This is a genomic window from Stutzerimonas stutzeri, assembly GCF_000952685.1.
Taxonomy (GTDB): domain Bacteria; phylum Pseudomonadota; class Gammaproteobacteria; order Pseudomonadales; family Pseudomonadaceae; genus Stutzerimonas; species Stutzerimonas stutzeri_E.
In genome coordinates, this window is sequence record NZ_JYHV01000021.1 from 14,984 (window position 1) to 28,580 (window position 13,597).

Consider the following 13,597-nt stretch of genomic DNA (forward strand, 5'->3'; position numbering starts at 1 on the left):
CTGGATGGCATCTCACAGCCGCCGCGAGCACGGCCCCTTGAAAGAAGAGACATGGATCGCATGAAAAATCTCTTGGAACAGATAAAAAATCGGCTCGACGAGCTGAACAAAGCGGAAAGGAAGGTCGCCGAGGTGATACTGAGCGACCCGCAACAGGCCACTCGCTATAGCATTGCGGCGCTGGCACAAGCGGCGAAGGTCAGTGAGCCGACGGTCAATCGTTTCTGCCGGTCGTTCGGCGCCGCCGGTTATCCGGTGCTCAAGATCCAGCTGGCCCAGAGCCTGGCGAGTGGCGCAGCCTATGTCAGCCGTGCGGTAGAGGCGGATGATGGCCCCGAGGCCTACACACGAAAGATCTTCGGCAGCGCCATCGCATCACTAGACAGCGCTTGTCAGGCGATCGATCCACAAGTCATCAGCCATGCCGTGGACCTGATGATCCAGGCGCGGCAGATCCATTTCTTCGGCCTTGGTGCGTCCGCATCGGTAGCACTGGATGCCCAGCACAAGTTCTTTCGATTCAACCTACCGGTGACGGCTCATAGCGACGTGCTCATGCAAAGGATGCTGGCGTCCGTAGCGCATACCGGCGATCTGTTCGTAATCATCTCCTACACCGGTCGCACGCGCGAGCTGGTGGAGGCCGCGTCGATTGCGCGTGACAACGGAGCTTCCGTTCTGGGACTGACCGCTGCCGACTCGCCATTGGCCAAAGTTTGCACGCTGAGCCTAGACATACCCTTGCCGGAAGACACGGACATTTATATGCCGATGACCTCGCGGATCATCCAGTTGACCGTGCTCGACGCGCTGGCAGCCGGTGTCACCCTGCGGCGTGGGGTCGATTTCCAACCACATCTGCGCAAAATCAAGGAGAGCCTGATGGCCACCCGCTATCCGGCCGAAGAAAGCTGATCACTGCTTTTTCTTCCGCGCTTTGTTCAACGCCTTCAGCCGCCCGACGGCTAGCGCGTTGACCACCTTGCGCTCCTTGTTCTTCATGCTCTTCCAGGCCTTCATCTCGTCCCGGCTGCGACCGCAGCCGATGCAGACGTCGTCCTTGAGCTTGCAAATGCTGACGCACGGATTCTTCGCCTTGTCGCCCAAAACCACCTCCGATCAGCCTGAGGACCCTACCGCCTTGGCTAAGTAGAGGCCCTCTTCGCCTGGAGGTTCTAACCGAATCGGACTATCGGCTCGATCAGTCCCACCAGTACTCGACCTGCACGCCGAAATTCGAACCGTGTTGGTCGCCACCAAAGGCGCCGGTGTCGGACAGCGCACTACCGGCTGCCATCAGATTGGCCGCGTCCTGTGCCGCTTCGTTCCACTGGGCATAGGTGTAATACAGGCGCACCTCAGGACGAGCCCAGAAGTCGGGGCCAGCCGGTGACCACGTGGGCGCCACGGTGAATTTGGTCAGCTTTCGGGTGCCTTCCGGTGCATCGATCTGATCATGCCCGAGCTCGGCGACCAGCTTGAATTGGTCGCTCAAGGCATAAACCGGGCGCACGCCAACCGAGATCCAGTCCTGATCGCCGCCGCCTTGGCGCTTGTCCTTCTGGTACACGGCCTGGAACTGCCCACCGAAACGCGGCGTGACCTGCCAGTCGAAGTATTCGACCGCCCGCCAGCTCTTGTCACTGCTGCCCAGCGTCACGTCGCCGGTATAGCCGAGACCGGTACCCGGCCCTTCGCCGTACTGGAGAGCGAAGGTGTTGCTGCCGCCCAGGAAACCAACCTGCTTGTGTTGCACAGTAACGGCCCAGCCGCTGTTGGCATCCTCACGATCCGGCTCGTCAATGTAGCTGACACCGAACTCCAGCTCTCCGCCGGGGTTGCTGTCGAAGCCCCCGACGTTGAAATCGTGACGGTTGATGTAGTTTTCCTGGAACACGTTGTCCTTGCGGGAAAATGCGTAGCTGTACTTCAGCCCGCCGATCTCCATGTCTTCGATACCGGCACCAGTGGCACTCTGGTTCCAGTAGTAGAAGTCGGAGATATGGATGTCGTTCCGCTTGTAGAAACGCCGCCCCGCCCACAACGAACCACCATTGAGTGCCGGCACCTTGCTCCATTCGGCGTAGGCTTGCACCATCCGCGCCCAGCCATGGTCGCCGGTGAACTTCGGTGTGTGGTCATATTCGTTGTAGAGCGCCGCCATACCCTCGACGCTCAGCACCGAACCATCGCTCAGCGTGAACAGGTCCTGACGCAGTCCCAGCTCCGCGTACTGCTCGCACTCGTTACCGAGACGGAACTTGGACGGGGCTCCCGGCAGTTGGAAACAGGCTTGCGAAGCGCTACCGCTCGATTCGCCTACGCCGCTGCGCACGTAACCGTTGAAATCCAATGCCTGAACGGTGAATGGCATGGCGAGGCTCGCCAGCGATACCGCGAGGCCCAGGCGTGTGGTTTTTTTCATATCCGCTCCAATTAGCTCTTATTGTTGTTACTGCCGTTGGATCGAGCCGGTGAAGGCTCTCCTTACGATCCGCATGCCAGCTACCTGCGTGCTGCGGTTCGAACTTTAGCGATCCGGGCTCGCCCGCGTCGCCGAAAAACCAGGCACATCAATAACATTCAGACGAAACCTGCGCCGGTACGCAGATATACCGCGACCGGTCCTTTTCCTCACACTTCCGATCAACGAGCTATCAACCGGGTGACGATGCCGTTATGCCCAGCGGAGCCGTTTCCTTGGGTGATACCCAGCCGCTCGCCTGTCTGTGCGTCGAACAACAACACCTTGTCTGGCTCGAACAGCAGATCCAGGCTGGAGCCAGGCGCGGGCGCCGCGTCCGGAGCGAGACGAACACAGACCTTGGTCTGGTTGAGCTCGACGAAGACCATGGTGTCGGGCCCGGTGGGCTCAATTACCTGCACTTCGGCCCGCAGGGACGGCAGACCGCCTCCAGCGCCGAGCGTGATCTGCTCCGGACGGATACCCAGGATCACCTCGCGGCCTTCCAACGACTCGCCATCAGCCAGGCGCAGTGGCAACTCGCAACGGTCCTGACCGCTGTCCAGCAGCGCCTGCCAGGCGCCGCCCTGCTTGATCAGTCGCAGCGGAATGAAGTTCATCGGCGGTGAACCGATGAAACTGGCAACGAAGAGGTTGGTTGGATTGTTGTAGATCTCTTTAGGCGTACCGAACTGCTGGACGACGCCATCCTTCATCACTGCGACCTTGTCACCGAGAGTCATCGCTTCGATCTGGTCATGGGTGACATACACCGTGGTGGTCTTCAGCCGCTGATGCATCAGTTTGATCTCGGTGCGCATCTCGACCCGAAGCTTGGCGTCGAGGTTCGATAAGGGCTCATCGAACAGGTAGATCTTTGGCCGCCGCGCCAGTGCACGGCCCATCGCCACGCGCTGTTGCTGACCACCGGATAGCTGCGACGGCTTGCGCCCCAGCAGGTGCTCGATCTGCAGCAGCTGGGCGACTCGCGACACTTCCTCGTCGATCTTCGCCGCCGGCACCTTTCGCATCTTCAGGCCGAAGGCAATGTTTTCCTGAACGGTCATGGTCGGGTACAGCGCGTAGGACTGGAACACCATGGCGATATCGCGATCCTTGGGGCTTGCGCCGCTAATGTCGGCCCCGTCCACACGGATCTCTCCGCCGGTAATGTCCTCGAGCCCGGCAATGCAGTTCATCAAGGTTGATTTTCCGCAACCTGAAGGGCCAACCAGGATTAGGAATTCGCCGTCCTCGATCTTCAGGTCGATATCTTTCAAGGTGTCGTTGGAGCTACCCGGATAGCTCTTGCGGACGTTGCAAAGTTCAAGTGCAGCCATGTCGTTCTCCTAACCCTTGACCGCGCCGGCCGTGAGCCCACGCAGGAAATACTTGCCGGCGAGGATGTACACCACCAGCGTTGGCAGCCCGGCGATCATTGCCGCAGCCATATCGACGTTGTATTCCTTGGCACCGGTACTGGTGTTGACCAGGTTGTTCAACGCCACGGTGATCGGCTGCGAGTCGCCGCTGGCAAACACCACGCCGAAAAGGAAATCGTTCCAGATCTGGGTGAACTGCCAAATCAGGCAGACCATGATGATCGGCGTCGACATGGGCAGCAGAATTCGCCCGAAAATAGTGAAGAATCCAGCACCGTCCAGGCGTGCCGCACGGACCAAGGCGTCAGGTACGCTCACGTAGTAGTTGCGGAAGAACAGCGTGGTGAAGGCGATCCCGTAGACCACATGCACCAGCACTAGGCCGGCCGTGGTGTTGGCCAGACCGAACTTTCCGAGCGTGAACGAGGCAGGCAGCAACACGGTCTGGAACGGCAAAAAGCAGCCGAACAGCAATAACCCGAAAAACAGCTGGGAACCGCGGAAGCGCCACATCGACAAGACATAGCCGTTCAAGGCTCCAATCGCTGTGGAGATCAGAACGGCGGGTACGGCGATTTTCACCGAGTTCCAGAAGAACCCGTCGACCACGCCCCAGGCCTTGACCCAGCCGATCACCGTGAACACCTCAGGCCAGGACAACAAGTTGCCGGTGCGGATGTCGTCGGGCGTCTTGAAGCTGGTCAGCAACATCACCACAAGCGGCACCAGATACAACACAACCGCCAGCAGCAGCGTGGCGTGGATGGCCAGACGGCTCGGGCTGAATGTCCTAGTCATGACGCTTGCTCCGCAGTTCCGAGTAGAGATACGGCACCAGGATCGCCAGGATCGCGCCCAGCATCATCATCGCGCTGGCGGAGCCGATGCCCATCTGGCCGCGGCTGAACGTGAAGTTGTACATGAACATCGCGGGCAGGTCGGACGCATACCCGGGCCCTCCCCCTGTCATCGCCGCCACCAGATCGAAACTCTTGATAGCGATGTGAGCGAGGATCATCACGGCGCTGAAGAACACCGGCCGAAGGCTCGGCAGGACGATGCGCAGGTAAATGCTCGGCAGGCTGGCACCGTCGATCTGCGCCGCACGCACGATGGATTGGTCGACGCCGCGTAGCCCGGCTAGAAAAAGCGCCATGACGAAGCCGGAGGCCTGCCATACCGCCGCAATCACGAGGCAATAAACGACACGGTCTGGGTCGACCAGCCAGTCGAAGCGAAAACCTTCCCAACCCCAGTCACGAAGCATTTTGTCGATGCCAAGACCTGGGTTGAGCAACCATTGCCAGGCGGTCCCGGTGACGATCATCGACAAAGCCATCGGGTACAGATAGACGGTCCGGATGAAGCCTTCACGGCGGATGCGTTGATCCAGCAACACCGCCAAAAACACACCGATCACCAGGCTGATGCCAATAAACAGACCGCCGAATACCAGCAGGTTCTGGCTCGCCACCCACCAGCGCTCGTTGTCCATCAAGCGTGCGTACTGTTGCAAGCCGACCCACTTGTAGCTCGGCATGAAGCTGGAGTTGGTGAAGGACAGCACCAGCGTCCAGAGGATGTAGCCATAGAAGCCGACCAAGACCACCAACATGGTCGGTGCCACCACCAATTTAGGAAGCCAGCGCTGAAGCGCATCCAGGGGTGAGGGCTTGGTCATTACCGTCGCGACACTCATCGGGCATTACCAGTCAGAAGTGAAATCCGGGCCAAGCGCTCCCTACGACAGGTCCGCAGTCCTGTCGCGGGAAGCTTTGACGAAGGAGAAAGGGCCGCGGAACATCGGCCCTAGTCAGCCTATTGGGCGGACTTGATCGCCGCGTAGAGCTGCGCCCCGGCTTTGCTCGGATCGGCGTTCTTCTCGCTCATGAAGTTGGTCACGACATCGAAGATGGCGCCTTGCACCGCCAAGTTGGTGGCCATGCTATGCGCCATGCTCGGCTCCAATTGGCCATTTTGGTCGGCTTCCTTGAAGTCCTTCATCGAGGCTTGTGCGCAGCTGTCGAACTTGCTCATGTCCAAGTCGGAACGTACCGGAATCGAACCCTTGTTCTGGTTGAACACATACTGGAATTCGGGCTCCAGGGCGATCCGTGCCAAGGCATGCTGCGCCGCGACGTCGCCTTCGTCCTTGAGCTTGAACATAGCGATGGAGTCGATGTTGTAGGTGTAGCTGCCAGCGGTGCCGGGCATCGGTACGCACTGATAGTCCTTGCCTGCCACTTTGTCGGCAGCAGTCCATTCGCTCTTCGCCCAGTCGCCCATGATTTGCATCCCGGCCTTGCCGTCGATCACCTGTGCGGTGGCGAGGTTCCAGTCACGGCCGGCACGATTGTCGTCCATGTACGTGGAGAGTTTTTTCAGCGCGGTAAACACTTCGGTCATCTGCGCACTGGTAAGGGTCGCCTCGTCATGCTCGACGAATGCCTTGTGGTAGCCCTCAGGCCCCATGATGCCCAACACCAGGCCTTCGAAAACCGTGCTGTCCTGCCACGGCTGGCCGCCATGGGCCAATGGCACGAAGCCGGCAGCCTTGAGCTTGTCACCCGCGGCATAGAGCTCTTCGAGGGTGGTGGGCGCCTTGTCGATCCCGGCTTTTTCGAACACCTTCGGATTGATCCACAGCCAGTTGACGCGGTGAATATTCACCGGCACCGCGACGTAGTGGCCATCATATTTCATGGTGTTGGACACGGTCTTCGACAGCAGGCCATCCCAGTTATTGGCCTCGGCCACTTCATCGAGCGGGCTCAGAAGATCGAGAGCGCCCCACTCCTGCAGATCAGGGCCCTTGATCTGCGCTGCGCCGGGTGGATTACCGGATACCACACGTGTCTTCAGTACGGTCATGGCCGCGGAGCCTGCGCCGCCAGCGACTGCGCCGTCTTTCCAGGTAAAGCCTTCTTTGTTGACCAAGTCGCGCAGGACATTCACAGCGGCGGCCTCTCCTCCGGACGTCCACCAGTGGACAACTTCAACAGTGCCCTTGGAATCGGCAGCCAGTGCCGAGAGGGGAAACAGGGAGGCGAGAGAAACAACTGTGGCGAGGCGAGTTATCGCGTTCATTTGGATACCTTTTCTTGTTGTTATGCATGCAAGCTCAAGGCTTGCGCTGCATTGAATTCTAAGTCGGGTAAATACCTTAAGACGTAACGAAGGGATGCGCGTGTGTCACCGCTCCGTTACACAGCAGCGAGGGCCGTTGCCAGGCTCGGCGTCAGAGGTAGGCGAGGCAACAATACGGCCTGATAGGCGTGATAGAGATCGGGTTTGCCCGGCCAGATGCTACTCCCCGGTCGGTTTCCGCTATCGAGCTCATGGTGCCAGCTGCCGTTTTTCAGATCGATGAGGTGGCTCGCAGCGAACTCCCAGAAGCAGCGGTACCAGTCCTCATAAACCGCAGAGCCCGTGCGTTTGAGCAGCGCCGCGGCCGCTGCGCTGGCTTCGGCGTGCGCCCAATGCAAGCGCGCGCGCACCACGGGCTGGCTCTCCCAATCGAGTGAGTACACCAACCCGGGAGCACCGTCCGCGTTCCAGGCATCACGGCAGGCCTTGGCGAACAACTCGCAGGCGTCATCCAGTAACCATCCGGGCGCAACGAGGCCGGCATGCTCCAAAGCAGCCTCCAGGTTCAGCAGCAGGCGCGCCCACTCGAAACTATGGCCCGGCGTGCTGCCGTAGGGGCGAAACGGGTCGGCACGGTTACCGTCGTTATAGCCCGGCAGCGGACGCCATTCATGATCGAAATGCTCGACCACTGCATACCCACTTGCCGCCGCATGGCCGTGGATCAGCCGCTCCGCGATGCGTAGGGCGCGTAGCAGCCACACCGTGTTGCCAGTGGCGTCGGCCAGGGCAAGAAAGGCCTCGGTAGCATGCATATTGCTGTTGGCGCCGCGATAAGGCTCTTCCTGCTGCCAATCACGGCTCAGGCTTTCACGTAAGGCGCCCTCCTCTTCGCTCCAGAAGTGCGTCTCGAGGACCGCGATCGCCTCGTCCAGCAAGGTCAACGCTGCAGAACGGTCGGCAGCCAACGCGGAACTGGCAGCCAGGGCAACGAAGGCATGCAGGTATGCTGACTTGTCGCCCGTGCGCGTTGCATCGGCGAACCAACCGCCGAAATCGGCATCGTGCAAGGCGCCTCGCAGCGCGGCGAGCCCGTGGTCGACCAGCTCGGCGTATCCGGGAATACCCTGGATATGAGCCAGGGCGAAACAATGAGTCATGCGCGTGGTGTGGATCAACTCGGCGCAGGCGTGTTCCGGGAGGTGCCCGCTCGCATCGAGTGCGGCGAATCCTTGGTCGACTCGCGAAGCCCTGGCGAACGGCAGCAGACGCATGCCTTCGTCAGCCAACCACGCCAAATGGGCAGGCTTCTGCAGCCAGCTGCTTGAGGATAATTCAGCGGTTTTCATTATTATTTTTCCGTGCGAGCGAGTATGTCGTTGCCAATGACCGTGAGCGGTCAGCGTGGAGAACTGTGAGCATTTATATGAGTTCGGGCCGCTCAAGGGCAGAAGCGTTTTGCCCTTCACGGTGCATCGGCCAACTCATCGACCCGTTGCCGGAGTCTAGCGGGCGCTCGGAACCGGTCGGGTAACGAACATGCCGACCATCGTCACCACCTGGTGACATTCACTCGAGCTTGCGGGGCAGACGCAAGGTCACGCGAAGCCCGCCTTCCTGCAGGTTGCAAAGGCTGACCTCGCCACCATGGCTGTGGGCGATATTGCGTGCGATACCGAGTCCGAGACCATAGCCGGGTTGCTTGGCCGCCAAGCGAAAATTCGGTTCGAATACCTGCTTCAGCCAGGTTTCCGGCACGCCAGGGCCTTCATCGTCAACGTGCAAAACGAAGATGTTCTTGTCGTCCTCGATAAACAGATGCGCCCGCTCGCCATACTTCAACGCGTTGTCCAGCAGGTTGCCGATGCAACGCTTTAGCGCCAACGGCTTGCCGGCATAAGGCGCGAGCGCCCGGCCCTGAACTGTCACGCGTCCATTCCCGGCGGGTGCCAAGTAGGGCTCGGTGACGCAATCAAGCAGCAAATTGAGATCGAGCGGTTCGATGTTTTCGTGAATATCCGTGTCCTTGACGCATTGCAAAGCGCCTTTGACCAGCAACTCCAGCTCGTCGAGGTCCCGGCTGAATTTGCCCTGGAGCGTCTCGTCATCCAGTAGTTCAACACGCAGCCGCAGCCGCGTGATTGGGGTGCGCAAATCATGGGAGATCGCACTGAACAACTGGCTACGCTCGGTCAGGTAGCGACCGATGCGTTCGCGCATGCTGTTGAACGCCCGACTGACCTCGACCACCTCGCTGCCGCCCGCTTCCGGCAGCAACTCAACCTCGCTACCCAGCGACATTTCTCGCGCCGCGCGCGCCAAGTGTTTGAGTGGACGGCTCTGCCAGTGAACGAGGATGCCGATGAACAACAGCAGAAAGCTGGTAGTGAGAAAGATGAACCAGAGTTGCTGGTTAGGGATTCCTTGGTCTTCGAGGCTGACGTACGGCGCCGGCATCAGCGAAGCAAGATAGAGCCACTCGTCAGGGGCGATCTGGATCTGCGTGACCAGCACGGGCGGATTCAGCGGTTCCAGGCTCAATGCGTAATGTGCCCAGGATCGCGGCAGTTCGTCGAGCTTCAGTCCGCCATTGAAAATACGCAGGTCGTCCGGACTGACAAAGTTAACCGACATATCGACACTTTTGCCCAAGCGTTCACGCAGCACCTCGTCGACCTGCGCCAGCACCGCCTGCTTGCGTTCGGTGGGTGGCAAGATTTGCATTTCCAGCGGCTTGTCGTTCAGCGATACGAAAAAGCGCGTACCGCCCATGCTGCGCAATTGATCAAGCACCAGCGGCCGATAGCCCAGCGGCAGCGAGCGGAAATAGCTGACGCTGGCGGCCATTGAATGCGCCAGACTGCGTGCACTGGTCAGCAATCCCTCCATTTGACTGGCGCGCAGTTGCGACACCCAGATGAAGCTCGACAACGCCTGTGCCAGCAACACCACCAGCAGGGTCAGAAAAAGCATCCGTCCAAGCAGCGAACGCGGCACCAGCAACCAGCGACGCCTAGCCGAGCGAGTCATGATGCGGCAACACCTGGGCGGCGAGCAGGTAGCCACTGCCGCGAACGGTACGAATCAATCGTGGGCACTTGCCGGTATCCCGAAGGCGTTGGCGCAGACGACTGACCGCCATGTCGACGATTCGGTCGAGCGGCATCACCTCGCGGCCACGAGTCGCGTTGGCGATGGTGTCGCGGTCGAGTATCTGCTGCGGATGATCGAGAAAAAGCTTGAGCAAGGCGAAGTCGGCACCGGACAACAGCACCTCCTCGCCGTCCTGATGAAATAGCCGGTGGCTGACCATATCCAGCCGCCATTCGTCGAAGGCCAGCACATCGCTACCGCGCTCATGAGCGAAGCTGACCCGGCGCAACAGGGCCTTGATTCGCGCCAGCAATTCCCGCGGGCTGAAGGGCTTGCCCAGGTAGTCGTCCGCGCCCAGCTCCAAGCCGATGACGCGGTCGGTCTCGTCGGAACTGGCGGTCAGCATGATGATTGGCATCTGTGCCAGCCGCTGGTGTCCACGCACCCAACGGCAGAGACTGAAGCCGTCTTCGTCCGGCAGCATGACGTCGAGAATCACCAGATCCGGCGTATCCCCGCCCATGGCTTCGCGAAACTGCGCGCCGTCGGCAACGGTGCGCACTCGAAAGCCCGAACGGCTCAGATAGGTTTCCAGCAATTCGCGAATTTCCTGGTCGTCATCGACCAGCAGAATCGATCTTCCAGCCTGGCTCACCCGGCATCCCTTCTCTTGTTATATATCGTTTCAAGGCCGTTCAAGGCCCAGTCGGCACGACCTCCAGCAACTGCTGCAGCGCGACGCCAGCGCCCTCCAGACCAGGATAATCGGCCGTCACCACCCAGACTGGGACGTCGTCAAAATAGCGGCTCATGCAACCTTTGTCGCGAAAGCTCTGACGAAAACCGCTGCGCATGAAGAACTCGACGAAACGCGGCACTATACCGCCAGCCACATAGACACCACCGCGCGCACCGGTGGTCAACACGTTATCGCCGGCAATCCGACCCAACGATACGCAGAATTGTTCCAACACCGCTGCAGCGGTTGCATCACCGCTCAACGCAGCCGCTGTCACTTCTGCCGGAGTCGTCAGGGTTGCAGGCTCGCCATCCAGCGCGCAGCTGGCTCGGTACAGCTCCAGCAAGCCACCACCGCTGAGCACAGCTTCGGCGTTCACATGACCGAGCTTCTCGTGCAGGTGCTGCCAGAGCGCGGCTTCACGAACACTGCCGACCGGCAGGCAAACATGCCCCCCTTCGCCAGGTAAAGCATGCCAGCTACCGTCTGGCATCGGCAGCAGCGTGGCAACCCCGAGGCCGGTCCCCGGCCCGATCACCAGACGCGCACGCCCCGGCTCGGAATGGCCTTCACAGACGGTAATCAGTTCGTCGTCACCCAGCCGGGTCATGCCCAGCGCCATCGCGGTGAAGTCGTTGATCAGCAACAGATCGCTCAAGCCAAGGTCCTGGCAGAAGGCCTTGCGACTCAGGCGCCAGTGATTGTTGGTGAAGACGAACTCGTCGCCGGAAACCGGGCCGGCACAGGCAAGACAGACCGCCTGCAGCGCTTCGACACTCTGCCCGACGCCGCGCAGATAAGCGCGGATGGCATCTTCAGGACGCGGATAATCAATGGTCGGCAACACCCTCACCGACTCGATCTGCTGATCACGCCACAGCGCGAAGCGGGCATTGGTGCCACCGATATCGCCTACCAGTGCGGTCACTTGAGCGCCTCCAGCTCCTCGGTAAACACGCTCGCGCCCTTCTCCGCCGGGCTGAACGCGGCACGGAGAAAGCCGAACAGCTCGCGGCCGCAACCGATGCCCAAATCGTTCGGTGCCATCACCCGCTCGCGGGCGTCGAACTCGGCCTGATCTACCAGCACACGGAGTTCGCCCGTGTCACCGTCGACACGAATGACATCACCGTCGCGCACTCGGCACAACGGACCGCCATCGAGCGCCTCGGGACTGACGTGAATCGCCGCCGGTACCTTGCCCGATGCACCAGACATGCGTCCGTCGGTAACCAGCGCCACCTTATGGCCACGATCCTGTAGCACGCCGAGGAACGGCGTCAGCTTGTGCAGCTCCGGCATGCCGTTGGCCTTCGGCCCCTGGAAGCGCACCACGGCGATGAAGTCCTTTTCCAGCTCGCCGTTCTTGAATGCCTGCGCCAACTCCGCCTGGTCACTGAACACTCGCGCTGGTGCCTCGACCACACGGTGCTCCGGAGCGACCGCGGAAATTTTGGTCACGCCACGCCCGAGGTTGCCTTCCAGTACGCGCAAGCCGCCCTCGGGCGAGAACGGACGACCGGTGGGACGCAGGATGGCTTCATCGAGGCTATCTTGCGGGCCCTCTCGCCAGACCAGCCGTCCGTCTTCGAGGAAAGGTTCCTGGGTGTATTGCTTGAGCCCCTGACCCATCACGGTATAAACGTCTTCGTGCAACAGGCCGGCATCGAGCAGCGTACGCACCATGAAAGGCACCCCGCCACAGGCATGGAAATGATTCACGTCGGCCTGGCCATTGGGATAGACCTTGGCCAGTGTCGGCGTCACCGCGGAAATATCGGCCATATCCTGCCAGGTCAATTGGATGCCCGCCGCCTGGGCGAAAGCCGGAATATGCAAGGTGTGGTTGGTCGAGCCGCCCGTGGCGTTCAGGGCCACCACCGAGTTGATGATCGCCTTCTCGTCGACGATCTTGCACAGTGGCAAGTAGTTGCCGGACTGCGGGGTCAGGCGAGCGACCTGGCGCGCCGCCTCGCGGGTCAGCTCGTCGCGCAACGGGGTATAGGGATTGACGAAGGACGAGCCCGGCAGGTGCAGCCCCATGATTTCCATCACCACCTGATTGGTGTTCGCCGTGCCATAGAAGGTGCAGGTGCCCGGGCTGTGATAGGACAGCATTTCAGACTCCAGCAGCTCTTCACGACTGGCCTTGCCTTCGGCGTAGCGCTGGCGAACCTCGGCCTTCTGCTTGTTGGGAATGCCCGATGGCATCGGCCCGCCCGGTACGAACACGGCCGGCAGATGGCCGAAGCGCAAGGCACCGATCATCAGACCCGGGATGATCTTGTCGCAGATGCCCAGATACAGCGCCGCATCAAACATGTTGTGTGACAGTGCGATGGCGGTCGACATAGCAATCACTTCGCGACTGGCCAGGCTCATTTCCATTCCCGCCTCGCCCTGGGTCACGCCATCGCACATGGCCGGTACGCCGCCGGCGAACTGGCCGATCGAGCCGACGTCGCGCAACGCCTGCTTGATGATCTCCGGAAAATGCTCGTACGGCTGGTGCGCCGACAGCATGTCGTTGTACGCCGAGACGATCGCCACGTTGGCCTCGTTCATCAGCCGCAGCTGCTGTTTGTCGCTGGTCGATGCGCAACCCGCCACACCGTGCGCGAAGTTGGCACATTGCAGCTTGCCGCGCTGAGGCCCATCGCTCGCCGCGCCGGCCATCTGGGCAAGGTAGCGCTGCCGCGACGGACGGCTGCGCTCGATCAAACGTTCGGTAACTTCTTGAATCCGCGGGTGCATGCCATCACTCCTGCTCATGAATCTGTAGTTTTACCAACAAAACAACATGTATTTGGGCTTGATTTCTATTTTGACAGG

At 60.6% G+C, this 13,597-nt stretch carries 12 protein-coding genes; 1 reads left to right on the plus strand and 11 read right to left on the minus strand.

Annotated features, from left to right (window positions below):
* Positions 1-51: 51 nt before the first annotated feature.
* Positions 52-915, plus strand: coding sequence for a MurR/RpiR family transcriptional regulator (locus UF78_RS12740; RefSeq protein WP_045162588.1), 864 nt, complete (start codon positions 52-54; stop codon positions 913-915).
* On the opposite strand, the gene UF78_RS12745 is transcribed toward UF78_RS12740, so the two are convergent.
* The 11 genes from UF78_RS12745 to edd all read right to left on the minus strand — a co-directional run bounded on the left by UF78_RS12745 (position 916) and on the right by edd (position 13,519).
* Complete coding sequence (locus tag UF78_RS12745) at positions 916-1,107, minus strand: DUF1289 domain-containing protein (RefSeq protein WP_045162589.1); 192 nt, start codon at positions 1,105-1,107, stop codon at positions 916-918.
* Between the two features lie 94 nt (positions 1,108-1,201).
* On the minus strand, positions 1,202-2,425 hold the full coding sequence (locus tag UF78_RS12750) for a maltoporin (protein ID WP_045162590.1): 1,224 nt from the start codon (positions 2,423-2,425) through the stop codon (positions 1,202-1,204).
* A gap of 221 nt (positions 2,426-2,646) precedes the next feature.
* Positions 2,647-3,804 (minus strand): ABC transporter ATP-binding protein, encoded by a 1,158-nt coding sequence (locus UF78_RS12755; RefSeq protein ID WP_045162591.1) that lies wholly within the window; start codon positions 3,802-3,804, stop codon positions 2,647-2,649.
* A 9-nt stretch (positions 3,805-3,813) separates the two neighbouring features.
* Positions 3,814-4,644, minus strand: a complete 831-nt coding sequence (locus UF78_RS12760; protein WP_045162592.1) for a carbohydrate ABC transporter permease — start codon at positions 4,642-4,644, stop codon at positions 3,814-3,816.
* The gene (locus UF78_RS12765) at positions 4,637-5,545 is read right to left on the minus strand and encodes a carbohydrate ABC transporter permease (protein ID WP_045162593.1); all 909 of its coding nucleotides are present in this window, start codon (positions 5,543-5,545) and stop codon (positions 4,637-4,639) included. Before UF78_RS12765 ends, UF78_RS12760 begins: the two co-directional genes overlap by 8 nt.
* A gap of 119 nt (positions 5,546-5,664) precedes the next feature.
* On the minus strand, positions 5,665-6,933 hold the full coding sequence (locus UF78_RS12770; RefSeq protein ID WP_045162594.1) for an ABC transporter substrate-binding protein: 1,269 nt from the start codon (positions 6,931-6,933) through the stop codon (positions 5,665-5,667).
* A gap of 116 nt (positions 6,934-7,049) precedes the next feature.
* Positions 7,050-8,282 carry an AGE family epimerase/isomerase gene (locus UF78_RS12775; protein WP_045162595.1) on the minus strand — a complete coding sequence of 411 codons (1,233 nt, stop codon included), beginning with the start codon at positions 8,280-8,282 and terminating at the stop codon, positions 7,050-7,052.
* 220 nt (positions 8,283-8,502) lie between these two features.
* Positions 8,503-9,963, minus strand: a complete 1,461-nt coding sequence (locus tag UF78_RS12780; RefSeq protein ID WP_155397642.1) for an ATP-binding protein — start codon at positions 9,961-9,963, stop codon at positions 8,503-8,505.
* A complete protein-coding gene (locus tag UF78_RS12785) occupies positions 9,947-10,681 on the minus strand; it encodes a response regulator (protein ID WP_045162596.1) in 735 nt (244 codons plus the stop codon). The genes UF78_RS12780 and UF78_RS12785 overlap by 17 nt, the downstream gene beginning before the upstream one ends.
* Positions 10,682-10,721: 40 nt before the next feature.
* Positions 10,722-11,693, minus strand: coding sequence for a glucokinase (locus UF78_RS12790; protein WP_045162597.1), 972 nt, complete (start codon positions 11,691-11,693; stop codon positions 10,722-10,724).
* Positions 11,690-13,519: a phosphogluconate dehydratase gene (gene edd, locus UF78_RS12795; protein WP_045162598.1), complete on the minus strand. Its 1,830-nt coding sequence runs from the start codon at positions 13,517-13,519 to the stop codon at positions 11,690-11,692. Before edd ends, UF78_RS12790 begins: the two co-directional genes overlap by 4 nt.
* Between the last annotated feature and the right edge of the window lie 78 nt (positions 13,520-13,597).